The following is a 24331-nucleotide window of genomic DNA, read 5'->3' on the forward strand; positions in this document are numbered from 1 at the left end:
AAACGCAAGATCAAAATCAATCTATGATGGATAATCCACTGTTTATACACCCTCAGCTCATTTCTGCTGCTCAAAATACAGCATCCATCGGGACAATGATTCAATTGAAGGCTCCAGTGTTCTCCCCAGCTCTGTGATCTGGTATTCCACTTTTGGAGGAATTTCAGCATATACCGTCCGGCTGATCAGCTGATGTTTTTCCAGCAGCTTCAAATGTCTTGAAAGTTCTTTCTGTGGGACAGGACTGAGTGCTTTATGCAGTTCATTAAAACGGACAGGTTTCTCGGCATGAATCAGGTGATAAATGATCGGCAGCACCCACTTTCCTGAAAAGAGCTGAATAAAACGCATAATTGAACAATGTTGTTCATACTCAGAAGCAGACATTTTCCACCTTACATAAAATTACAATTACAGTTTCCACATTTGCCGTCATTTCCAACCAGATGCACACCCAGTTACCGACAGGTAAGTACTTCTATCTCACCATAAATACAGACAGCATAGCGATAAATACAGATACAGCAGGTATTATATGCGTTTAAAAAACAAAACCATCCTGATCTCAGGAGCAACCAGCGGTATTGGGCTTGCATCCGCACAGCGTGCAATTCAGGAAGGTGCCTTTGTCTATTTTACAGCGAGAAATACAGAAGCTCTTGCACAGACTCAGGCACTGCTTGGGCAGAAAAGTCATGGCATTCAATGTGATCATGCATCAGTTCATCAACAGCAGTCTATGGTCAGTTATCTGCAGCATTCAGCTGTCCACCTGGATGCTGTATTTCTAAATGCAGGAAATGTACATCATGAGGCTTTTGGGCAATGGGATGAACAAAAGTTTGACAAGGTTTTTAACACCAATGTGAAAGGACCGTTTTTTCTCCTGCAAAGCCTTTTACCCCTGCTCAATCCAGGTTGTTCTGTTGTTCTTTGTGGTTCGACCAGTATTCATATTGCACTGCCCCAGAGCAATGTTTACGCTGCTTCTAAAATCGCTTTACGTTCACTTGTAAAAACACTGTCCCGTGAACTGCTGTCACAACAGATCAGGTTTAATCTTCTGTCCCCAGGACCAACGCAGACACCTGCACTGGATAAAATTACCTCTGATGAAAGCACAAAACTGAAGCTTAGAGCTGAAATTGAACAGCTTGTTCCACTGAACAGAATGGCAGATTCAAGTGAAATTGCCGATGCATTTATCTATCTGGCTTCGACTGAATCCAGATTTGTTATAGGCACCGAATTACTGATTGATGGCGGTGTTGCCAACCTTTGAAGCTGGTTCTGAATAACAGGCAGACTGAAATTTCTACCTGTGTTCAGATTTGTTGTGATGTCTAGTTCAGATACATTTCGTGGCTGTACAGGATTTCGTGACCATTCCAGTAGATATAGCCTTTTTCTATCAGCTCTTTGAGCAACAGTCTGACGTCAGACTGAGGGAACATTGCTCCAAGCAAGTCGCGTAACTGATAAATATCCCGTGGTTTCTCATTTTTCAGCTGTGACAGTTTCCGTACCACTTCCAGCTGCACAGGATCAATCTGACCAAAATTTTTGTACAGCTCAGTCTGCACATCCTGCGAAGCTGCTTCAATAATATCTGTTTTCAGATTCGGTGAACTTTCTGCCGTGATCTGCAACTGTGTGACAGCTGTCGATAAATCCACAGAATTTTCAGGTGGTACAGGGCTTCCATTCAGGTTCAGCTGAATCCATTGACGCAGGATTTTTTTACGGTAAGCAATCTGATCCTCATGGCGTTTAATGATTTTCAGATTAATCATTGCACCCACGACCTGCTGTGTTTTTTCAGGAACCATCTGCAAAATATTGGCAATTGAATTTTTCAGCTTTTCAACTGTATTGGGCTTCCCTGTCATCCGTCCCAGTGCATCACAGTATTTTTTGACCTGCTGTAACAGCGGTTTCTGCTTGAACGTTTCTGCATCGGGCAGCACATAAACTGCCCTGCCTGTATCTGGACTGATCTGAATCAGACTGCATGAAATATCTGCACCACTAAGTAAATCTATCAGAACATCTATTCCAGACTGTGCTGAAATCACTTCCACATGGCTGTCTGGCTCAAGTAAAGCCATCAGCTGTCCAACCAGAACAGCATATTCAAATTCTTTCTGACTGGCTTCCGGTACATCCAGAATCACCACCTGACCACTGCTGACCCAGCCCGAAAACTCTGTCATGTCTTCAAGGGTGTATTCAAAATTCCCTTTGCAGTTAAATAAATACAGCACAGGAAAATGCTCAATAATCTCCCGCAGCAACTTTGCAGTGGGCATATTATTTTCCAGGTCCAGCAGCACGGCTTTGGGATTCATTGTCAGAAGCTTCAAAAGACTGTTAACAGGTTGTGCATTACAACGGCAAGTGCGATAAAGTGCAAATAAAACCGACAGATAAATGTAACTTTCTTTTTAAATTAACACGCATATATACCTCAGCTCCTGAGACGTTGTGCAGCACACCTGGTTTTCAGTGCTGAAACTCAGTAATGCGGTGGACGATCAGTTACAGGATCAAACTCTGCAATACCTTCTGACAAATCAGATGCTTCAACACGGCGATACAGAATCTGCATTTGTTTTTTTAAATCAGCAATTTCTGTACCCTGTATCGCAAGCTGATCATTTAATTGTTCGACTAAATCATCCAAAAATGCAATTCGGACTTGCAAATCTTCTATAGGTGCGGACAATGACGCCTGATCATCCAGATTTATATGTTTAGTCATTTTAAGTCCTCATTTGGGGATATTCAGGAAACCGTATGGCCTATATTACTTTAAGGGATATCCAGCTCGCATTTGGCGGACCGGCTCTGCTCGATAACGCAAACTTCAGTCTGGAGCGTGGCGAACGTGTCTGTCTGATTGGGCGTAACGGTGAAGGAAAATCCACCCTGCTCAAACTCATTGAAGGAAGTCTGCTTCCAGACAATGGTGAAGTGTCTCTCCAGAACGGCATTACCATTTCCATGCTGGCGCAGGATGTTCCCATGGATTCAGGCAAAGTGGCAGACATTGTTGCCGAAGGTGCCGGTGAAGCTGCTGCTGTCCTTAAAGCATACCATGAAGCCAGCGATGCATGTGTACTGGGTGATATGGAAGCCTGCGACCGTATGGGTAATCTGCAACACCAGCTGGATCTGCTGGATGGCTGGTCACTGGAAACCAAAGTCAACTCCATTTTAAGTAAAATGGGACTTGATCCAGAAGCTGATCTTGCCGATTTATCAGGCGGTCGTAAACGTCGTGTCCTGCTTGCCCGTGCTTTGCTGACACAACCTGACGTACTTCTACTGGACGAACCGACTAACCACCTGGATGTTGAAAGCATCGAATGGCTTGAAAAGTTCCTGCTTGATCAGAACAATTTAACCCTGCTGTTTATTTCGCATGACCGTTCATTTGTGGACAGCATTGCGACCCGTATTGTTGAGCTGGATCGTGGTGTCCTGCGCAGTTATGAGGGTAACTATTCACGTTACCTGGACTTAAAAGCTCAGCAGATGGAAGCTGAAGAAAAACAGAATGCTCTGTTTGATAAAAAACTGGCAGAAGAAGAAGTCTGGATCCGCCAGGGTATTAAAGCCCGCCGTACCCGTAACGAAGGTCGTGTACGTGCGCTGAAAGCCCTGCGTGAAGAATCCAGAGCGCGTCGCTCTCAACAGGGCAAAGTAAGCATGGCAACACAGGATGCCAGCCGCTCAGGTAAAGTGGTCTTTGAAATTGACAATCTTCAGGTCACTTTTGGCGATAACGCACCAATCATCAAAGGCTTCTCTGCACTGGTCATGCGTGGCGACCGTATTGGTCTGGTCGGTGACAACGGTGTAGGTAAAACTACACTGATTAAAGCGATTTTAGGTGAACAGGAACATAAAGGATCGGTCAAAACCGGTACACAGCTGGAAGTTGCTTATTTCGACCAGCTGCGTAATGCACTGGATCTGGAAAAATCAGTCAAAGATAACGTTTCAGAAGGTTCTGACTTTGTGGATGTAAATGGTGGCCGTCGTCATATCTACAGCTACTTACAGGACTTTCTGTTCTCACCTGAACGTGCCCGTACACCGGTCAAAGCACTGTCTGGTGGTGAGCGTAACCGTATTCTACTGGCAAAACTGTTGCTCAAACCATCCAACTTAATTGTGATGGATGAGCCGACCAACGACCTGGATATGGTGACTTTAGAGTTACTCGAAGAAATGCTCGGTGGCTATAAAGGTACATTACTGTTGATTTCACATGACCGTGCCTTTATGGACAATGTCGTGACATCCACCTGGGTCTTTGATGGCAAAGGCAATATTGATGAATACATTGGCGGTTACCAGGACTACCTGGAACAGCGTCCTGATCAGACTGCTGTCGATCAGAAAAGTGATGTAAAAAAAGCCCTGGCTAAAGCTGAAGCAACGGCTGCCGCTGCAGCTCAGGCTCCACAGAAAAAAGTCAAACTGAGCTATAAAGATCAGCGTGCACTGGAACAGTTACCTGCTGAAATTGAAGCGCTTGAAAAAGAACAGGCTGAACTTTCAGAAAAACTGGCAGATGGTTCATGGTTTGTCAGTGATGCAGATGCAGCGACCAAAGCATCACAGCGCCTGTCAGAAATTGATGACCTGCTGCTGGAAAAAATGGAACGCTGGGATGAACTTGAAGAAATGACCAAAGCCTGATCTTTTCAGATTCAGATCAGCTTTCTACAGATAAAAACACCGCCTCAATGGCGGTGTTTTTATGTCTGCACATTGTTTCTGCTGTTTCCTTGTCGAATTCAGTTCATGCTAAACTGCAACGCTGTCGATCAATATTCATTGTTAAAAGCGTTATATGAGCAAAAAACATCAATACAAACCCGGAAAGTTTTATTGGGCATTCATCTCCCCTCAATACTGGGGGATCTGGATTGCTATTGTTTTTTTAATGCTTTTAGCTATTTTACCCTGGGCTGTTCAGTACCGACTGGCGACTGTGCTGGGTAACTTTGCATTTAAAAGTCTCAAATCAAGACGAAAAACAGCTGTTCGCAATCTGGAAGTCTGCTTTCCTGAATGGACACCTGAACAGGTTCAGGACAATGCCCGTCAGGTCTTTGTCGATCAGATGCTTGGGGTTTTTGAAACTCTGAATGCCTGGTACTCACCTGCATGGTTTAAAAACAGAGTCAGTATCGAAGGACTGGAACATCTGCAGAAAGCACAGGCTGAGTCAAAAGGTGCATTGCTGCTGGGAACACACTCCACACTGCTCGATGCCGGTGGCTATATCTGCGCCCAGTATTTTGAACCTGATGTCGTCTATCGCCCACAGAACAACCCCCTGCTTGATATGCTGATCTATCGCTGTCGGGCAACCATCTACACCCATCAGATTGATCACGATGACATGCGTGGCTTGATTCGACATCTGAAAAACGGCAGAGCCATCTGGTACAGTCCTGATCAGGATTTCGGTCTGAAACAAGGCGTTATGGCGCCATTTTTTGGTGTTCCTGCCGCTACCGTTACAGCGCATCGCCGTTTACTGAAAATGACCAAAGCTGCAGCAATTCCTTTATATTTTTATCGTTATGGTGAAGTCAGCAATCCCCGATACCGTGTGCTGATTGAACCAGCTCTGGGCAATATGCCAGGAGAAGATGAAGTAGAAGATGCTGTTCGGGTCAACAAAGTGATTGAAAATCAGCTGCGTATCGCACCCACTCAGTACATGTGGTTTCACCGCAGATTTAAAACCCGTCCAGAAGGTTACGAACAGATTTACTGAGCCTTTGAACCAATATAGTGCAAATACTGTACAAAAATTAACTGATGCACCAGCGAAAGACTTTAGACTGAATGAAGCTGAATACCTCTGATATTCAGCTTTTTTTGTTTTATAATTTTAGAGAAAATAAACAATGAAGCAGATAAAATTTCTTTTAATTCCCTTAACGGCTGCAATTTTAATGACCGCTGGCTGTGATAAAAAACCTTCCGCTGAAGCTGCTGCTGAAACATCAGGCAACTGGCAGATTAAAGCAGACAGCCTTTCAAAAGCCAATCCAGCTGACATTAAAGCTGATCTCACACTGTTAAATGAAGTAACCAACACCACAAATGCCGATGCCCTTGCATTACGTGATGAAGTACTGAAAGCCGGTACAGACCAGGAAAAAATCAAAGACATTCTAAGCAAGAGCAACGATCTACAGAAAAAAGTCAAAGAAAAAATCATGGCAATGAATCTGAAAAGCGCAGAAGTTCAGAATATCCGTACACAGATGATTGACAATCTGCTGACCTCAGAAAAACTGTATGACATCTCAACTGCATCCAACTTTAACATGCAGGCACCTACTGAAGAGTTTATTCAGCTGTCTCAGCGCTCTGTAGCTATTCAGCAAAAACTGGGCAGTGAACTGAATGCATTAAACGCTCAGTACGCACAGTAATTTTTTTCAGGTATCCAGCTGATCCCAGAGCTGGATACTGATTTTACCCACCCTAAGCCTTCCACACTTTAAACCGGACACTCAGCCAGATGATCATAGGCCAGAATAAAGTATTCACAATATCGTGCAGACTGGCACCAACCCGCCAGTAGCCATGATTGATCAGATCATCCCTGGCATCGAAAAGCTCACAACCGACTGCAACCAGCACCACAGCCCATATTGCAAAATGTGATTTCAACTGACGTTTATGCAGCAGTGCCACAATCAGATAAACCGCAAGACCCGCATAGATATGCAATGCATCACGGGCAAGGTCGGTAAAATTCACAATATAAATTTTGAAATTCTGAAAAGCAGACAGATACATTCAGGAAAACCTCTTTTTTACGCTTTTGTCATTTTTCTACTGTTCCATAAAAGCATAACCCGAGTTCTGCGTCCTGCAAAACTCGGGCTTATGAGGTTGTGCTTTCAATTTTTTGTTTTTTTCTGGCTTTCCATACCACCATCATGTCCATGATGATTATCCATCGGCTTCTGCTTCCTTAAACGGGACTCTTCCTTTCCCAACTCCATGTGCCGATGAGTTGAGAATAAGTGATACCTCGCTGCTCCGCCATCCGCTATCCGCCTAAATCCATGTAAGCAATTTCTTACACTTTTCCTGCAATGTTGAATCCTGTTCCGCTCTATCTCATTTCATTTTTATAATCCTGAGCAATTTCATCTGTCACTGTTTTTTCTTCACGCTCAGCTTTTTCTATTCCATCCTGAATCGCATCCTGTGCTTCCTGCTCATCCGCATCGGTCTGTTCCATTTCTTCCTGAATCTGCTCAAAAACACGTCCTGTCTGCAAAACAACATATACAGGAAAATGATCTGAACCAATATGTGGCAACCGCTGCATCTGTACCAGTGCAAAGTCAGTACTGTGGAAAACATGATCAAGTGACCATCTTAAAAATTTATAGTCCGCATGAAAGGTGTTGACGTATTTACGTCCGACGCGCGGGTCGAGCAAACCACTGATCCGCTGGAACAGCCGTGTGGTTCTGGACCAGGCAACATCGTTCAGATCCCCCATCACAATACAGCTTTCATCCAGGTCTTTGATCTGATCTCCCACAATCAGCAGTTCTGCATCCCTTAATGTTGAATCTTTGGCTTCGGTCGGACTCGGCGGTTTGGGATGCAGACAGTACAGATTGACCGGCTGTCCTGAAGCTAAAATCACCGTACAGTGAATGGAAGGAATTTCATCACTTAAAATAAATTTAACTTCTGCATCCTGAAGTTCAAGTTTGCTGTACAGATGCATGCCATACAGGTTATCCAGCGGCACGGGCACCCTGTACGGATAGTCTGATTCAATCACAGACAGTTCATTCTGCCAGGTCTGATCCGTTTCAAGGGTCAGCACCATATCTGGCTGATGTTTCTGAATCTGCTCAAGCAATAAGTGATACTGGTCATTGGGTGTCAGCACATTGGATACAATCACAGAAATCTGCTGTGCAGGGTTCAGCTGTTCCTGTCTGACCTGCTTCACCTGCTTTTTCCACAAAAATGTATAAGGCAGGACCATTTTCAGCTGATAAGCCAGGGCTGCGATCAGCAACACCAGGATGATTTCCCTTTGCCTATCCCACGGCTCATGCCAGAACAGCAACAGAATAAAAGCAACAACACCTGCTGCCAGTATCTGTAAACGTGGAAAATCTGCTCCCCTGAACCACCATTCATCCCGTGGAATCAGTGACCAGAAACTCAGCCAGATCACCACGCCTGCCAGTATTTCGATCCAGATCATATTTTGTCACTCTTATATTCTATTTTTTTGAACTATTCATAAATTAATATCAATTTTGCATGTAACATAAACAAGTTATATTGCACAACATAATTGCTGTTTTGATTCTGTAGCGCTTGCAGTTGGGCGCACTTTTGATACACTCAAACCCCTTTTAAATTTTTAACGCACCGAGGCAAAGTGACATGAAAGTAGGTCTGGTCGGTTGGCGCGGGATGGTTGGTTCCGTCCTTATGCAACGTATGGTTGAAGAGAATGATTTTGCTCATTTTGAGCCATTCTACTTTTCTACCAGTAATGCAGGGGGTGAATCTCCTGCTTTTGGTGGTAAAACCGCCCCAGCACTTATGGATGCATCAGACATCAGCAGTCTGAAGCAGATGGATGTCATTATTACCTGTCAGGGTGGCGACTACACCTCTGACGTATTTCCAAAGCTGAAAGCAGAAGGCTGGAACGGCTACTGGATTGATGCTGCATCTACATTGCGTATGAATGATGAAGCGATCATTGTACTGGATCCGGTGAACCTGAACGTGATTAAAGAAGGTCTGGTCAAAGGGACTAAAACTTTTGTCGGTGGAAACTGTACTGTTTCCCTGATGCTGATGGGCATGGGTTCATTATTCCAGCAGAACCTGGTGGAATGGATGACAGCAATGACTTATCAGGCTGCATCTGGTGCAGGCGCACAGAACATGCGTGAGCTGATCACAGGAATGGGGTATTTATACAACAATACCAAAGATCTGCTGGATGACCCGCGTTCTGCAATCCTGGACATCGACTCTAAAATTGCTGATTTACAGCGTGGCGAAGGCTTCCCGTCTGCAAACTTCGGCGTGCCTCTGGCAGGTTCCCTGATTCCTTATATCGACAAACAGCTGGAAAGCGGTCAATCGAAAGAGGAATGGAAAGGTCAGGTTGAAACCAACAAAATCCTGGGCAATCAGCAGATTGTACCGATTGATGGTCACTGTATCCGTATCGGTGCAATGCGTTGCCACTCACAGGCTTTGACTGTGAAGCTGAAAAAAGACGTTCCGCTTGATGAAATCGAAGATATGATCCGTCAGTCGAACCAGTGGGCTAAAGTGGTTCCAAATACCCGTGAAGCATCCATGACTGACCTGACTCCAGTGGCGGTAACAGGAACTTTAACTGTACCTGTAGGTCGTTTACGTAAGCTCAATATGGGTAAAGAATACCTTGGTGCATTCACAGTGGGTGACCAGTTACTCTGGGGTGCTGCTGAACCTTTACGTCGTATGTTACGCATTCTGATTGATTACAAAAATGCCTGATCTCATCTGAATGATGGGTCAGAATAAAAAGCCGATCATGAAATGATCGGCTTTTTTATGTAACTCATGTGTTAATATTTTACAAATCATCAACATCCAGTTATTGTATAACGATCTCGTTGCGATATATGACCTGAGCCACATATTAAGATGACTGCACATAACAAATTAAAAATCGCTATTCTTGCCATTATTGCATCACAGCAGATTCATGCAATTACTGTAGATCCGATTCAGATTCAATCGGCACCTGGGGAACTGCTTTATGCAGAAATAAATTTTCGTAATGCTGCACCTGATGCAGCAGTACAGGCGGGTCTGGCAACACCTGAAGATCTGATTTCAATGGGGATTGCACATCAGCCTCCAGGACATCTGAACTTTTTTACCCGACGCAATGGTCAGGGTGAAGGTGTGATCACCATTACCTCTTCCCGCCCGATGACGGAATCGGAGCTGAATGTTGTCATCCGGATCAGAGAAGGCAATGCCGTCCATATTCAGCATGTCAGAAAACAGATCAAACGGAATGCTCTGCTCAATCAGAATACCGCAGCAAACGAGCGGACGCTGACACCGGTCATTATTGCCAGTGAAAAAGACATTCCTCTGAATCTTCCGATGAGTACGGCATACAGTGTGCCTGCCATGCAGACGGCTGCAAAGATTAAAACGCCAGAAGTTACCCTGCCTGTGAAACTCAGCACACCACCTGTTATGAATGCATCCGCTGTCTCTCAGACAACAACTGAGACTGTAACAGCTGCTGTTCCTGCCGCCCCTGCACCATCGGCATCTGCATCGGTAGCACCATCAGTTGCTCCTGCTGTACAAAACAGTCAGGTTTCAGCAGATCCTCTGGTCAGGAAATACGCTGAATCACTTCAGACAAACAATACTGCTGAGCCAGCCAGACCTGCTGTAACCAGGCAGACTCCAGAGACAGCAACAGCAGGTCAAGCTCCCGATTCCACACCTGCACAGCATACCGTGCAAAATAATGAATCTTTATGGCAAATTGCAACGCGTATTGCAAACTCCCAGAACAGACCGGTTCAGGAAGTCATGAAGCAGATTAAAGTCGGAAATGAACATGCGTTCATTCATGGTGATGCCAACCGCCTGCGTAAAGGTGTTGTTCTGAATCTGCATGCCGCAGCACCTGCCAAAGATAAAAAGACACCTGTCACTGTGCAGCCTTCTGCAACAGCAAAACAGTCTGGTAAAGCGAAGTACCGTCTGAATCAGGCAGAGATGAGCCTGGTGGCAGAAAAAGAAAATAATTCTGCACATGGTTCTGCGAAAAAGAGCACACAAACAAATCAAACCTCAGAAGAGTTGTCACTAAAAGTTATGACATCTCGAGAGAAAACCGTTAAATTACAGAGAAACGTGACACAACTGGATTCAGCATTACGTCAGAAGGATCACAGAATTCAATTATTAAATGCTCGTCTTGCCCAGTTGCAGCAACAGTTGAAAAATCAACAGCCAGACAACAAAGCAAAACACCAGAGTGCTACAAACTAAAGATTTTGGGGAGAAGTCAGTTTAAAGGCTTCATCCATAAGGGGTAACAACATGTTGATTTATGTGATTCCATTAATTTTACTGATTGTGGTTTTACTTGTCGTCAAGAAAAAACAGGCAGGGAATGAGTCTGGCGCAACACAGAAAAAAGCAGCTTCTGCAAAAGGGAAGAAAAGCAGCTCGACTAAAAAAGTGCCGCAACCCACCCAGGTCGTTGAAGATACTGTTTTAACAGCTCAGAAGAAAACAACGCCTTTGTCTGCAGATGTCCGTGACAAAATTCAGGGACTGATTCAGGAGCGTAATTTTTCAGGTGCAGAAGCGCAGATCAATCAGGCTTTAAACCGCGACAACACTCAACATGAACTCTATCTGTTTCTGTTTGATATTCACCTTTTACAGAAAGATGAATTTGCAATCAGCCAGTTGCTGAATCATATTGAAAGCCTTGAGCTGAACAGTATTCTTGAACAGGCGCAGGCAAAAAAAGACGAATATGACCGTGCTCATGCCTCGACCAAAGATACCATTGATTTTGTACCGTCAAGCGGTTCAGCGGTTCAGACAGCTCCATCTGCCAAAGCAACAGCTGACTTTGATGCTTTAATGCAGACTCCTGATACAGCAACCAGTCAGACGCCTGCATTTGACCGCCTGCAACAGGAACTCTCTGCATCATCTGACTCTGTACTTCCTGAGTTAAAAGCCCTGCCAAGTGACTTCAGCTCACTTTCAGTCGAATCTTCAGTACCCGTAACACCTGCAGCAGAAGTACCTGCACCAGCGCCTGTAGCTGAACCTGTTCCTGAAATAAAACCACTGGATTTCAATCTGACTTTTGATCCAGCTCCTGCTGCACAACCTGTAGTTGAAGCTGAAAAAACAGAAGAAATCAAACCACTGGATTTCTCTTTTACGCTGGATACTCCTGTTACCGACACACCTGCTGTTGAAGCTGAAAAGCCGGCAGAAGCAGAAGCTGTTCCAGAATTTAAATTTGACTTTTCAGCAACAGAAACCAGTCAGACTGAAACAGCTGCTGAACCTGTCAGTGAACTGAAACCAGAATTCAGTTTCAGTCTTGACCCAGTTGTCAGCACAGAAACAGCTGAACCAGAGCCTGCAGCAGTAATTTCTGATATTCAGCCTGCACAGAATCTGAATGACCCATTGGCTCAATCTTTCCCTGAACTGCTTGAAGTCAATGAAATTCAACTGAACCTCGATCTGGCTCAACAGTACATTGAACTGGGTGCTTATGATTCTGCGCGTAAACTGCTGGCTGAACAGCAGGCTTCATACAGTACTGAACAACGTCAGCAAGCCGATCTGTTACTGAACAGAATCGCTTCCTGAACGATTTAGCCTTAAAATAAAGCAGTCTCCATGACTGCTTTTTTTATGATGAAAAAAATTGCTCTGATCTATATGGGCGGGACATTCGGTTGTACAGGCGAACCCTTGTCTCCTATGCCAGCTGAACGGTTTATTCCCCAGCTGAAACGTGTCCTTCCTTTGAATATGGATATCGAATGCTTTACTGCGCCTGTGATAAAGGATAGCAGTGCCTGTATCGGTACAGACTGGCTTGAGCTTATTCAGTTCATTCAACAGTTACAGTTAAAGCAGTTTAATCATTTTGTTGTGATTCACGGTACCGATACGCTCAGTTATGCCGCTGCCGTACTGTCCCGTTTCATTACTCAGTCCGCTCATGTCGTTCTGACCGGTAGTCAGTATCCATTACTGAATATTCAGGGAGCGGACAATCGTGAGTTCAGTGATGCAATGGATAATCTGAACTTTGCCCTTGAGTCTGTTCTGCATGCTAAAGCAGGAGTTTATCTGGCTTTTCACCATCAGTTACTGCATGCAGCCAGTGTCCTGAAAACTCATACCACAGAGTTAAATGCATTCAGTGGGACTTCCGCCACTGCTGAATGGGAAAATACTGAAAAAAGCCACACAGTCAGTGAACAGGATATTGAAAAGTCGAGACGCTTCAACTGTCTGAATCTGATGATGCAACCCATTGCCACAGAGCATTTACTGTTCAATCTATCACTGTTACAGAAAAATCCTCCAGACTGTCTGATACTGCAGGGGTTTGGTACAGGAAATATTGCGGTAAACCAGGAAATCATTCAGAAACTTCAGCAGATTCAAAGCCAGGGCTGTCCCGTCATACTGACCACACAGGTCAGTTATGGGCAGATGGATCAGCGGTATGCTGTCAGTTCATGGATTAAAGATGCTGAATTACTCATCAGCGATTGTCATGGACATGCAGATCTTTATGCAAAAACCCTGAAAATGTATTTACAATATGATGCTGTTCAGCAATGGCATGAACATTGGTAGCTTTTCATTTTTCAGTCAGTTTTTGAGGTCACTATGCAGCGTTTTGCAGTCGGTATTGAGTTCTGTGGTACTCGTTATAAAGGATGGCAGACTCAGCAAGCTGGCGTTCGCAGCGTACAGGAAACCATTGAAACCATACTGAGTAAGATTGCAGATGAGCCGATTATCCTGCATGGCGCAGGTCGTACCGATGCCGGTGTACATGCAACCAATATGGTGGCTCATTTCGATACCAGTGCCATTCGTCCGATCCGTGGCTGGCTGATGGGGGCAAACAGCACGCTGCCTAAAGATATCGCCATTCAGTGGATCAAGGAAATCAGCCCTGATTTTCATGCCCGTTTCAAGGCTCAGTCACGCCGTTACCGCTATGTGGTCTATAACAACCCCAGTCGCCCTGCTCTGCTGTTTAAACAGGTGACACATGCCTACTACCCTCTGGATGTAGATAAAATGATTGAGGCTGCGAAAAAGTTCGAAGGTACTCATAACTTTGAGAGCTTCCGTGCGGCAGCATGCCAGTCCAACCAGCCGGTACGTCATGTCAGTCACTGCCGTTTAGTCCGTCACGGATGCTATTTAGTGCTGGATATTCAGGCTAATGGCTTTCTGCATCACATGGTTCGCAATATTATGGGCTGTCTGCTTGAAATTGGTCAGGGTATGTATGATGTTGACCATATTGACGAAATTTTTGCTGCCGAAGACCGAAAAGCAGCAGGGATTACCGCTCCACCCGATGGTCTTTATTTTATTCATGCAGACTATCCACCACAGTTTGAACTGCCGAAAATGCCATTAGGTCCACACTGGCTCAATATGCCTGAGTAATTTCTGGATTTAAAAATATCTATGGAAGTTGAAGATACACCTTCATGATAAATCCCGGATCCAAAAATGAAGCACTGTTTCCATCACAATGAAAGTCTCCCTCCCTGTGGGAGGGATTAAGGGAAGGTATTTAAAATACTTAACGCTGTTTACGCTTTCTGTATTCCACAGGTGTTTCATTGGTCCAACGTTTAAATGCCCGATAGAAAGTACTTGGCTCTGAAAAACCGGTCAGATACACAATTCTCTCCACACTTTCAGCTGTATTTGCCAGCAGTTTTTTCGCCAGACGACAGCGGTAATCCGACAAAATCTGCTGAAAACTGGTATTGGCTTCAGATAACTGAGTCCGTAAACGGCGTGGCGTAATATTCAACTGTGCTGCCACGGTTTCGAGGGTTGTTTCACCACTTTCAAGCGTGGAGCCGATTGCACGGCGGACTTCACCAACCAGATCATAACGGGCAAGTTCCTGCAGCTTTTCAATCGCCAGCTGTTCATGTAACTGCAACAGCTCAGGTTCTGCCTGCCATAACGGGAAATCCAGAATTGCAGGATCAAAATACAGACGGGTTTCCTTCTGCCCTAAACTGACCGGACACTCATACACTCTGAAATACTCACCATCAGGTGCGCCCTGTGTGAAATTGAAATCAATATAAATCGGTTCAAAGCGTCCTTCAGTGATAAATTTGAAAAACCGTAATACACCAGACATCGCACATTCAGAAAAATGTCGGTTTACAATATTTTCTGCCCACGGCTGCTCACCATTGGTCAGATAACAGCGGTCATCCTCAATCACCAGTCGGGCATGAAATGCATCACTGATCAAACGCTGATAGGCCAGTGCACGCTTCAGTCCTTCCCCAAAGTTCTCACTGCTGATAAACAGGTGCTCAATCACCTGCCCCCGATATAAAGGCAGATGTTCACCAAGATGCAACCCGATGTCAGGATCCTTACTGACCTCCTCCGCCGCAACCCAGAACGCATATTGAGCATTCAATGGAGTACGGTCATTGGCCTCAACCTGATTCAGGGCGACACCCGCTTTTGTTAAAATTTCCTCAGTCGGTAAACCTGCACGACGAATCGCCTGGTATCCCAACCTTAAAACAACAGATGCATCAGTTAGCTGACCCACTCAAAGACCTTCCTTGTATCTTATTCATTTATACTCAAAAAGATTAATTTCAGATTAACTGCGATTGACCAAACTGACAACATGAAACTACACATTTTTGTAGAATTTTTTTACAGCGTTCTTTGCCTGTTTTACTTACAGATGATCAGCCAACGCTCCATTTCATCTTGTTTTATACAGAATAATTGACTATAATTTGCCCCTTTCCAATTTGATCATCAGGTAGGCCATGGCCAATAAAGAGGAACTCATCGAGTTCGAAGGCGTTGTCACCGAAACGCTTCCTAATACTATGTTCCGTGTACGTTTAGAAAACGGTCACGAAGTGATTGCCCATATTTCAGGTAAAATGCGTAAACATTACATCCGCATTCTGACTGGCGACAGCGTAAAAGTCGAAATGACTCCTTACGATCTGACCAAGGGTCGTATTACTTACCGTGCACGCTAAGTCTTAGCGAAAGCAGAAAAGCCACTGATCAAGTGGCTTTTTTTAAAAGCATGATTCCTGTTTCTGATCTGTCGGATCGCATATCTGTATGCTGATCTGTATAACTCTGTTTTTCTTAAATTTATCCTCTGCCGATATAAAAACTTGAAATTTACACAACAATTCAATAAAACTGTAAACAGATAAAATCAGAATACCGAGAATAAAATAATGAAACCAGCCAGCCTGTTACTGTTGCCCTGCATCGTGTTTTTAAGTGCCTGCAACACTTCACCAACCACCGTTCGTGTAAATCTGGACCAGGAACTGCAACAGTATATTGGTCAATCTGCCTCAGAAATCAAACAGAAACTGAATCTAACCGAACTGGGCTATAAAGTCCGCTCTGCGCCTGTTCAGACTGACAGCCACCTGAGTTACACCGTTCTTCGCACCATGCAGATTCCAGTGGCTCAGCCTGCAATGCGCATCTCCTCGAGTGGAGGCACTCAAGCTATTCATGCCGCATCAAGTTATGACTCCATTGATCTCAAATGCAATATTATTTTTAATCTGAAAGATGGTATTGCTCAGTCTCTTGAATATTCGGGTCGTGCCTGCTGATCAGACATAAAAAAACGCAGTAAAAATACTGCGTTTTTTATCCTGTACTGTGTCTTAGCCCAGTGCTGCAACCACAGCCTGACCCATTTCCACTGTACCGACTTTGTTCATACCTTCAGACATGATATCGCCTGTACGTAAACCCTGATCCAGCACATTACCTACAGCATCTTCAATCGCTTTAGCCGCTGTTTCTTCACGGAAGGTATAACGAAGCATCATTGCAACAGAAAGAATCGTTGCAAGTGGGTTGGCAACGTTCTGACCTGCGATATCAGGTGCTGAACCGTGACACGGCTCATACATTCCTTTACCGTTTTCATCTAAAGATGCAGATGGCAACATACCGATTGAACCGGTCAGCATTGCCGCTTCATCAGAAAGGATGTCACCAAACAGGTTACCTGTCACGATCACGTCAAATTGTTTAGGCGCACGAACCAACTGCATTGCTGCATTGTCTACATACATGTGTGACAGATTGATATTCGGATACTGTGCTTCTTTCAGATCGGTCACAGTCTGCTTCCACAGCTCTGTCACTTCAAGAACGTTGGCTTTGTCCACTGAACAGACTTTACCGCCACGCAGATTTGCCATTTCAAAAGCAACTTTAGCAATACGTTTGATTTCAGATTCGGCATAAACGTCGGTGTTATAACCCTGTTTTTCACCGTTTTCGAGCTCACGGATACCACGTGGCTGACCGAAATAAATACCACCTGTCAGTTCGCGGACAATCAGAATATCCAGTCCAGATACGATTTCAGGTTTTAAACTGGAAGCATCTGCCAGTTGCGGATAAAGAATGGCAGGACGTAAATTTGCAAATAAATTCAGTTCACTGCGGATTTTTAACAGACCACGTTCAGGACGGATAGAACGCTCAATCGTATCCCACTTAGGACCACCCACTGCGCCTAAAAGAATCGCATCGGCTTTTTTTGCCTGTTCTGCAGTGACAGCAGGGTATGGTTCGCCATGTGCATCAATTGCTGCACCGCCCAGCAAACCCTGTTCCCAGCTCAGACCTAAACTGAATTTTTCGTTAACACGATGAAGAACCTGCTCTGCAGCTTTAACGATTTCAGGACCAATGCCGTCACCAGCTAAAATCAGAATTTGTCTGGACATGTTTTTTTCCATTGTTTGAGTCAGTCAGTGACCGACTGTAATTAAAGTTTCTTTTCCACAAATTCGCCCAGTCCGGTCAAAGCATTATACGGACGACAGAAACGGCGGATTGTTTTATGTTGCTGACGCAGTTCCACACACAAAGGATCCGGCGCAGACACACTCAGTAAACTTCCCTGATGTCTGGTCCGCTCACGATACATTCTGAATGTATACAAACGACCTGGTCTGAACTGATGGATCACATGCAGTTTTTCCGCTTTATCTTTAGAGACAGGATAAAAACGGATCACCACTTCATGCTGTCCAGGCGGAACAGACAGATATACTGCATTTGCATCACTCAGTGAGTCTGCCTGTAGACGCACGATCTTTGAACGCATCGCCTGTCTGCTCAGCCTGTGATTTTTTTCTGCGACAACAGGAATCTGATCCAGCCTTTCAAATTCACAGTTTTCTGTACCTGTACAGTAAATCTGTGCATTTAAACGGGTTGCTTCAGTTTCCTTAATATTTTTCAGGCTTACAGTATTCATGGTCTGACAAGCCGTCAATAATGTTGCCATTACTGCAAGTCCAGCCAGACGCCCCAGAAATTCAGTCATTGTTCAAGCCCAACCCTTATACAATGCAGCAGATACAATATTTTCTTCTGCTCAGATATTAACAAGAGTCAGGGCTTGTTACCACAAGTGAACTCAGTTTCTGAATTAACCCTGAATTTCTGCAAAAACCCACGGGCGAGCCGCTTTGGTTTTCTCTTCATAGGCCTTGATATCATCAGCAACCTGTAAAGTTAAACCGATATCATCCAGACCATTGAGTAAACAATGTTTACGGAATGGATCAACTTCGAACTTGAATGCTTCGCCCTTTGGTGTACGTACTTCCTGCGCTTCCAAATCAATCGTTAACTGATAGCCTTCATTGGCAAAACACTCTTTAAATAACTGATCCACAATCTCTTCAGACAGGATCACTGGTAACATGCCATTTTTAAAGCTGTTATTGAAGAAAATGTCTGCATAGCTTGGCGCAATTACAGTACGGAAACCGTATTCTTCCAATGCCCACGGCGCATGCTCACGGCTTGAACCACAACCAAAGTTAGCACGTGAAATCAGGATGGAAGCACCTTGATAACGTGGTTGGTTCAAAGTGAAATCAGGGTTTTTAGGACGTTTTGAATTGTCCTGACCTAAAAAGCCTTCATCTAAATAACGCAATTCATCAAATAAGTTTTCACCAAAACCTGTACGTTTAATGGATTTCAAAAACTGTTTTGGAATAATTAAATCTGTATCGACATTGGCACGGTCTAAAGGTGCAACGATACCTTGTTCAACGGTATATTTTTTCATGTTTATTTCCCAATGAATCGTAACCTCTCCCTAACCCTCTCCTAAAATGAGAGGGAACTCCTTCTCCCTTTGGGAGAAGGTTGGGATGAGGGCTTAAACTAGAATGTACGTACATCAACAAAGTGACCTGCGATTGCTGCCGCAGCTGCCATAGCAGGACTGACTAAATGCGTACGACCACCATTGCCCTGACGACCTTCAAAGTTACGGTTAGACGTCGATGCGCAATGCTCACCTGGTTGTAACTTATCCGCATTCATTGCCAGACACATTGAACAACCCGGCTCACGCCATTCAAAACCAGCTTCGATTAAGATTTTGTCTAAGCCTTCTGCTTCAGCTTGTGCTTTCACTAAGCCAGAACCCGGAACCACCATCGCTTGTTTGATACTTGCTGCAACTTTTTTGCCTTTTGCAACTTCAGCTGCCGCACGAATATCTTCGATACGTGAGTTGGTACATGAACCGATGAATACGCGGTCTAACTGGATATCCGCCAATGCCTGACCACCATTCAAGCCCATGTATTGATAAGCACGTGTCCAGTCATTACGCTGTACATCATCTTTCGCCTGTTCCAGGGTAGGAACAGCTTGTGATACAGGAATCACCATTTCAGGAGAAGTTCCCCACGACACTTGCGGTTCAATCTCTTCACCCTGTAACACAACAACAGTATCGAAATGCGCGCCTTCATCAGAAACCAAAGTATTCCAGTAAGCGACAGCAGCATCCCACTGTTCGCCTTTAGGTGCATACGGACGATCTTTTACGTATTCAATGGTTTTGTCATCAACAGCAACCATACCCACACGTGCGCCACCTTCGATTGCCATATTACATACAGTCATACGACCTTCAATCGACATATCACGAAACACCTGGCCACCGAATTCAATCGCATGACCTGTACCACCCGCAGTACCGATTTTACCGATAATGGCTAATACGACATCTTTCGGTGTTACGCCTTGACCTAATTTACCGTCAACACGTACCAGCATATTTTTCATTTTCTTTTGAACTAAGCATTGAGTTGCCAATACATGTTCAACTTCTGATGTACCAATACCGTGTGCCAGACAACCAAATGCACCATGTGTTGCTGTATGTGAGTCACCACAAACCACGGTCATACCCGGCAAAGTTAAACCCTGCTCAGGCCCCACCACGTGTGCAATCCCTTGGCGTACATCGTTAATGTCGAACTGAACCACATTAAATGTTTTACAGTTATCATCTAAAGTTTGTACCTGGATACGTGAAGTATCATCTTCGATCCCTGCAATCCCTTCTGAACGCTCTTTGGTGGACGTTGGAACGTTATGATCAGGTGTTGCCACGTTGGCACTTAAACGCCAAGGTTTACGACCCGCCAGCTGCAAGCCTTCGAAAGCCTGAGGAGACGTTACTTCATGTAATAAATGACGGTCGATATAAAGAAGTGCTGAACCATCATCTCGTTGTTTTACTAAATGGTCATCCCACAATTTGTCATACAATGTTTTTGCTTTCTGGTTTTCGCCTGCCATGTCGATGCGCTCCACTGGACTGGGTAATTCTTTCATTAACTTTGATTATAACCACGTTTTCACATAAATCTAATTTATCATTTTTATTAATTTAAAAACTTTTTGGAATTATTTAAAAACACATTCATCCCAGATATCACTGTGTTCTTAAACCTGTCAAATCAATTACATACACTTTTCAACCGACAAAATATTTTGAGTTTTATCAGACACCTGTTGTACCTGATAAAACCATCAACCAACTTATTTCATGCATGCAATATTCAGATATAAAAATTTCAGGTCAATTAATCCGCCATTTTCAGGCTTTGCATTCCTGTAATTTTTTTATATTCATCGCCATATCTGGAAAAGTTGGGTTGAATTTTATCGTCAAAAACCTGGGCCATCAGTTTTTCACACTGTGACTTAATATTTTTTTCTTTTTCATGTAAGGCCTGAATCATAATGACCGAGTTTGGGTTACCACCTGAAAATGAAAAATGTGGATTCGGCTCAGACAAGGCTTCTTTTACTTCCTTGCTGTCCACACCAAAAAACTTTGCAGTCCCAAGACGCGCAGGGAGCATATTCAACTGAAAATTAGCTTCCCTTAATTGTTCCCGATATTCAGCACCATATTGCGCATCATAATCATTCAGATAGCGACGGACTTTACGATTAAACGGTTTAGTCTGACGCTCATAATATTCATAGGCTCGTCTTAATTCACGTCCATATTCACGAGCTTCCTGTTGTGCTTCAAACCCTAATGACTGCAAATCTCCACAAATCTGCATTTTTAAGGTCATTTCACTTTCAATACGTTGTGATTCAAGTGCTGCCTCCAGTAAATCCTTTTCGGGTAAGTCCTTTAAATAAGAACTCCCACCACATCCAGTCAGTACAACTGCAAACCCCAATACACAGTATTTCAATTTCACATGATCACCAGAACAATAAAAGTATAATTAAGTGATTATATTTAATCGTATTTATTTTTAAACTATATTTTTTAAAACTACCCACTGAATAAAGGTTATTTACAAATCCAATGATCACAAATAAAAAAATCTCTTTTACATTTTAAATGATAATGATTATTATTTAATTACCTTCTCATCCTGTGGTGACGCTCATGGCTCGTATTCATAATTTTGTTCAAAGCAATCAGCGGATTTTCAAAAAAACGCTCAGCTATTACATCATGCACATCACTGTTGCAATGCTGGTCGCATACGTGATTACCGGTAATCTGTGGATGGCGATTACTTTAAGCCTGATTGAACCTACTGTTCAGGCGATTGCATTCTTTTTCCATGAAAAAGCATGGAATGCGCAGGATCGTAAAAAATCCCTGAATGCCAGTGATGCAGCCTGAAGCCGTCCAGACCATGAGTCGGACTCTGTTATCATCTGACAAGACCGATGTATGGACTCAGGCTGTCCAGCTGAACCCCAGATACAATTTTCACATTTAAGAAACTGATATTCCACACAGATCAAGCTTTCAACATAATAAAAATTAGGGTTAATCACCACCACCGCCTCCACAGCTGCTGCAACTGCTACAGGATGAAGATGAATCTGAGGATGACGAACTTTCTGAACAGTCACGACTGTCAGAATGACTGGCTGTACCCGAAGTGGAAGAAGAACAACTGGATGAGTTTGAACCACTGTCCCTGATAGAGAACTGATCATATAAAGCATAAATCAGCGTCATTTGAAAAATAAAACCTGCTGACCAGGCAACGTTCTGATCGACCTGAAACAAGCGAGGAATCTGCTCTGGATGCAGATCTTTAACCCCATGCAGACGGCAACTCACCTGCCAGCTGTGTAACAGCTGAAGTCGGTGAGCCCGATGTTCCCCTGCTGACACCTCCTCTGCATGTGGATAGTGATACAACTGAAACCCAAGTAACTGCTGACACATTTCTGCATAAAAGCCCGCGTATCTTTCTAGTAAAAGATGCCACAGTGCATCCACTGACTTTGAGGGCATCGCATAGGCCTGTTTCTTAATCAGATGCAATGCCAGATAATCCTTAAATCCCTCTTCAATCTGTTTAATCTGCGCAGAGCCATACCCTGGATACTGCCGTGAAAAATCGGACAGAATATATGATGGGATCTGAAATGCATCCAGTCGTGCCATTTTCTGCATACTTTTAAAACGGGAAATCCCCCAGATCAGCATAAAAACAGCAGGAATCAGCAGTAACGTAAAATTTCCGGAAGCATAGCCAATACCTGCAGTCATCATGAAAACCACCGCACTGACAATAAAAAATACAGACCAGCTGATTTCACTGAAATGCCTTCTGTACGGATGCTGATTGATGGTCTGTTTATACATGCATGGCTCTGTATTTATTTTTATTTAACTTAGCTGAAATTAACGTCTCTAAAGTCAGAAAATTGTAATTCAGTACCTCATGCATACGCTACCAAAGCTTGAAATTAAAAATTTATGAAATTTTACTTTGATTAATTCTTAAAATTTCTAAATAATGAATTAAGCATAAAAATTCTTTATGGATGAGTGAGCAATGAATTTAGCAGCCTTTGAAGCCTTTGTGAAAGTCATGGAAACAGGATCAATTTCTATGGCGGCAGAACTTTTATTTATTACTCAGCCTGCTGTGACCAAAAGGATTCACAGCCTGGAAGAATATTTTGGTGTCAAACTGTTTGAGTCGGCTGGACGAGGTGTACAGGCGACACATGCCGCTCACTCCCTGCTGCCTAAAGTCAAAAACTGGCTGAATGAACTGGGTGATATTCATCATACGCTCAGCCATGAACAGGGTGAAGTCCGTGGCAAACTGAAAATTGGTACCAGTCACCATATTGGGTTACACCATCTGCCTGACCATCTGAAAAACTATGTTCAACAGTTTCCTGAAGTCAAACTGGATGTCCATTTTGTGGACTCAGAACAGGCACACGAACAGGTACTAGCAGGAGATCTGGAACTGGCGTTTCTGACTTTACCGCCGACAGGAGATGACCGGCTGAACTATTTCACCATGTGGAATGATCCACTGGTATTTGTGGTTGCACCATTTCACCCACTGGCACAGATCAACAACCTGAAACTGGAAGATTTGATTGAATATCCGAGTCTGTTACCTGCTGCACAGACCTATACCAGTCAGATCACCCTGGCGGAGTTTGAAAAGAAAGGGCTGAAACCTAAAATCACCATGAGCAACAACCCACTGGAGTCGATCCGCATGCTGGTGTCGATTGGTCTGGGATGGTCTGTATTGCCTAAAACTTTGCTGAATCAGGATCTGAAACAGCTTGATCTGAATTTTGAAATGAACCGTAAACTGGGGATGGTCTGGCATCCAGGACGGACTCAGTCACGTGCGGTTCAGGAACTGATTGAGATGATGAAATAATCCGAACATTATTTCTGATGGCAACAAAAGCTGAAAATAAAAAATCCTCCACTTAGGGAGGATTTTTTATTTTCAGCAGCCGTTCAGCGCACTGAATTATTCTACAGAGTCTTCATGCAATGACTCATTCAGCTGATCCACCACTGTAGCCCATTCACCATCCGACTGAATTTTTTCAGACAGGAACTGACGCTGTGCATCGGTCCAGAACGGTGCCTGAGTAATGGACATAGAGGCATCCATCTGATGATTTTCAATAAATGTCTGAATCCCCTCTTCGCTTGAATCAAGTCCGAGCTGTTCAAACAGATTGGTCATTCTTGGACGTGTCTGGCTCATTGTTATTCTTCCTCTGCAAGTAAAATACTGTTCTCAACATAGCATCTTTTAAGTGAAAGAAAAGT

The 24331-nt window shown here is 43.8% G+C and carries 26 protein-coding genes; 13 read left to right on the top strand and 13 right to left on the bottom strand.

Annotated elements, in window-relative coordinates:
• Positions 1 to 57: 57 nt before the first annotated feature.
• The gene (locus tag CDG61_RS15000) at positions 58 to 387 is read right to left on the bottom strand and encodes a winged helix-turn-helix transcriptional regulator (RefSeq protein ID WP_087513710.1); all 330 of its coding nucleotides are present in this window, start codon (positions 385 to 387) and stop codon (positions 58 to 60) included.
• Positions 388 to 535: 148 nt separating this feature from the next.
• On the opposite strand from CDG61_RS15000, the gene CDG61_RS15005 reads away from it, so the two are divergent.
• On the top strand, positions 536 to 1282 hold the full coding sequence (locus CDG61_RS15005; protein ID WP_087550510.1) for an SDR family oxidoreductase: 747 nt from the start codon (positions 536 to 538) through the stop codon (positions 1280 to 1282).
• Between the two features lie 61 nt (positions 1283 to 1343).
• Here CDG61_RS15005 and CDG61_RS15010 read toward each other — a convergent pair whose 3' ends face one another.
• A complete protein-coding gene (locus CDG61_RS15010; protein WP_087550509.1) occupies positions 1344 to 2348 on the bottom strand; it encodes a hypothetical protein in 1005 nt (334 codons plus the stop codon).
• A 167-nt stretch (positions 2349 to 2515) separates the two neighbouring features.
• Positions 2516 to 2761, bottom strand: coding sequence for a SlyX family protein (locus tag CDG61_RS15015; protein WP_087550508.1), 246 nt, complete (start codon positions 2759 to 2761; stop codon positions 2516 to 2518).
• Positions 2762 to 2796: 35 nt separating this feature from the next.
• On the opposite strand from CDG61_RS15015, the gene CDG61_RS15020 reads away from it, so the two are divergent.
• The 3 genes from CDG61_RS15020 to CDG61_RS15030 all read left to right on the top strand — a co-directional run bounded on the left by CDG61_RS15020 (position 2797) and on the right by CDG61_RS15030 (position 6467).
• Positions 2797 to 4710: an ATP-binding cassette domain-containing protein gene (locus CDG61_RS15020; protein ID WP_087550507.1), complete on the top strand. Its 1914-nt coding sequence runs from the start codon at positions 2797 to 2799 to the stop codon at positions 4708 to 4710.
• A gap of 154 nt (positions 4711 to 4864) precedes the next feature.
• A complete protein-coding gene (locus CDG61_RS15025; RefSeq protein WP_087550506.1) occupies positions 4865 to 5800 on the top strand; it encodes a lauroyl acyltransferase in 936 nt (311 codons plus the stop codon).
• Positions 5801 to 5933: 133 nt separating this feature from the next.
• A complete protein-coding gene (locus tag CDG61_RS15030; RefSeq protein ID WP_087550505.1) occupies positions 5934 to 6467 on the top strand; it encodes a hypothetical protein in 534 nt (177 codons plus the stop codon).
• A gap of 52 nt (positions 6468 to 6519) precedes the next feature.
• Here CDG61_RS15030 and CDG61_RS15035 read toward each other — a convergent pair whose 3' ends face one another.
• Together CDG61_RS15035 and CDG61_RS15040 are read right to left on the bottom strand one after the other, a co-directional pair.
• Positions 6520 to 6837: a hypothetical protein gene (locus CDG61_RS15035; protein WP_087550504.1), complete on the bottom strand. Its 318-nt coding sequence runs from the start codon at positions 6835 to 6837 to the stop codon at positions 6520 to 6522.
• 322 nt (positions 6838 to 7159) lie between these two features.
• Complete coding sequence (locus tag CDG61_RS15040) at positions 7160 to 8281, bottom strand: endonuclease/exonuclease/phosphatase family protein (protein ID WP_087550503.1); 1122 nt, start codon at positions 8279 to 8281, stop codon at positions 7160 to 7162.
• Positions 8282 to 8466: 185 nt separating this feature from the next.
• Here CDG61_RS15040 and asd point away from each other — a divergent pair, with 185 nt between their 5' ends.
• The 5 genes from asd to truA all read left to right on the top strand — a co-directional run bounded on the left by asd (position 8467) and on the right by truA (position 14307).
• Positions 8467 to 9585, top strand: coding sequence for an aspartate-semialdehyde dehydrogenase (gene asd, locus CDG61_RS15045; protein ID WP_087513701.1), 1119 nt, complete (start codon positions 8467 to 8469; stop codon positions 9583 to 9585).
• Between the two features lie 150 nt (positions 9586 to 9735).
• The gene (locus tag CDG61_RS15050) at positions 9736 to 11115 is read left to right on the top strand and encodes a FimV family protein (protein ID WP_087550502.1); all 1380 of its coding nucleotides are present in this window, start codon (positions 9736 to 9738) and stop codon (positions 11113 to 11115) included.
• A 51-nt stretch (positions 11116 to 11166) separates the two neighbouring features.
• Positions 11167 to 12471, top strand: a complete 1305-nt coding sequence (locus CDG61_RS15055) for a FimV/HubP family polar landmark protein (RefSeq protein WP_087550501.1) — start codon at positions 11167 to 11169, stop codon at positions 12469 to 12471.
• Positions 12472 to 12516: 45 nt separating this feature from the next.
• Complete coding sequence (locus CDG61_RS15060) at positions 12517 to 13476, top strand: asparaginase (RefSeq protein WP_087550642.1); 960 nt, start codon at positions 12517 to 12519, stop codon at positions 13474 to 13476.
• 33 nt (positions 13477 to 13509) lie between these two features.
• On the top strand, positions 13510 to 14307 hold the full coding sequence (gene truA / locus CDG61_RS15065) for a tRNA pseudouridine(38-40) synthase TruA (protein ID WP_087550500.1): 798 nt from the start codon (positions 13510 to 13512) through the stop codon (positions 14305 to 14307).
• A 139-nt stretch (positions 14308 to 14446) separates the two neighbouring features.
• On the opposite strand, the gene CDG61_RS15070 is transcribed toward truA, so the two are convergent.
• Positions 14447 to 15454 carry an AraC family transcriptional regulator gene (locus tag CDG61_RS15070; protein WP_087513696.1) on the bottom strand — a complete coding sequence of 336 codons (1008 nt, stop codon included), beginning with the start codon at positions 15452 to 15454 and terminating at the stop codon, positions 14447 to 14449.
• 229 nt (positions 15455 to 15683) lie between these two features.
• On the opposite strand from CDG61_RS15070, the gene infA reads away from it, so the two are divergent.
• Together infA and CDG61_RS15080 are read left to right on the top strand one after the other, a co-directional pair.
• A complete protein-coding gene (gene infA / locus CDG61_RS15075) occupies positions 15684 to 15905 on the top strand; it encodes a translation initiation factor IF-1 (protein WP_001284370.1) in 222 nt (73 codons plus the stop codon).
• A gap of 210 nt (positions 15906 to 16115) precedes the next feature.
• Complete coding sequence (locus CDG61_RS15080) at positions 16116 to 16508, top strand: hypothetical protein (RefSeq protein ID WP_087550499.1); 393 nt, start codon at positions 16116 to 16118, stop codon at positions 16506 to 16508.
• Between the two features lie 54 nt (positions 16509 to 16562).
• On the opposite strand, the gene leuB is transcribed toward CDG61_RS15080, so the two are convergent.
• The 5 genes from leuB to CDG61_RS15105 all read right to left on the bottom strand — a co-directional run bounded on the left by leuB (position 16563) and on the right by CDG61_RS15105 (position 21458).
• Positions 16563 to 17642, bottom strand: a complete 1080-nt coding sequence (gene leuB, locus CDG61_RS15085; RefSeq protein WP_087550641.1) for a 3-isopropylmalate dehydrogenase — start codon at positions 17640 to 17642, stop codon at positions 16563 to 16565.
• A gap of 41 nt (positions 17643 to 17683) precedes the next feature.
• Positions 17684 to 18247 (bottom strand): hypothetical protein, encoded by a 564-nt coding sequence (locus tag CDG61_RS15090; protein ID WP_087550498.1) that lies wholly within the window; start codon positions 18245 to 18247, stop codon positions 17684 to 17686.
• 105 nt (positions 18248 to 18352) lie between these two features.
• Entirely contained in the window at positions 18353 to 19003 is a 651-nt protein-coding gene (gene leuD / locus CDG61_RS15095; RefSeq protein WP_087550497.1) for a 3-isopropylmalate dehydratase small subunit, read from the bottom strand.
• Between the two features lie 98 nt (positions 19004 to 19101).
• Positions 19102 to 20535 (bottom strand): 3-isopropylmalate dehydratase large subunit, encoded by a 1434-nt coding sequence (leuC, locus tag CDG61_RS15100; RefSeq protein WP_087550640.1) that lies wholly within the window; start codon positions 20533 to 20535, stop codon positions 19102 to 19104.
• Between the two features lie 287 nt (positions 20536 to 20822).
• On the bottom strand, positions 20823 to 21458 hold the full coding sequence (locus CDG61_RS15105) for a hypothetical protein (RefSeq protein WP_087550496.1): 636 nt from the start codon (positions 21456 to 21458) through the stop codon (positions 20823 to 20825).
• Between the two features lie 194 nt (positions 21459 to 21652).
• On the opposite strand from CDG61_RS15105, the gene CDG61_RS15110 reads away from it, so the two are divergent.
• Positions 21653 to 21895 (top strand): DUF2061 domain-containing protein, encoded by a 243-nt coding sequence (locus tag CDG61_RS15110; protein WP_087513691.1) that lies wholly within the window; start codon positions 21653 to 21655, stop codon positions 21893 to 21895.
• Positions 21896 to 22045: 150 nt separating this feature from the next.
• Here CDG61_RS15110 and CDG61_RS15115 read toward each other — a convergent pair whose 3' ends face one another.
• Positions 22046 to 22876, bottom strand: coding sequence for a hypothetical protein (locus CDG61_RS15115; protein ID WP_087550495.1), 831 nt, complete (start codon positions 22874 to 22876; stop codon positions 22046 to 22048).
• A gap of 193 nt (positions 22877 to 23069) precedes the next feature.
• Here CDG61_RS15115 and CDG61_RS15120 point away from each other — a divergent pair, with 193 nt between their 5' ends.
• On the top strand, positions 23070 to 23927 hold the full coding sequence (locus tag CDG61_RS15120) for a LysR family transcriptional regulator (RefSeq protein ID WP_087513689.1): 858 nt from the start codon (positions 23070 to 23072) through the stop codon (positions 23925 to 23927).
• 96 nt (positions 23928 to 24023) lie between these two features.
• Here CDG61_RS15120 and CDG61_RS15125 read toward each other — a convergent pair whose 3' ends face one another.
• Positions 24024 to 24266 (bottom strand): DUF2789 domain-containing protein, encoded by a 243-nt coding sequence (locus CDG61_RS15125; RefSeq protein WP_087513688.1) that lies wholly within the window; start codon positions 24264 to 24266, stop codon positions 24024 to 24026.
• Positions 24267 to 24331 lie beyond the last annotated feature (65 nt).

Origin of the sequence: Acinetobacter sp. WCHAc010052 (assembly GCF_002165295.2) — a bacterium.
Classification (GTDB): Bacteria; Pseudomonadota; Gammaproteobacteria; order Pseudomonadales; family Moraxellaceae; genus Acinetobacter; species Acinetobacter chinensis.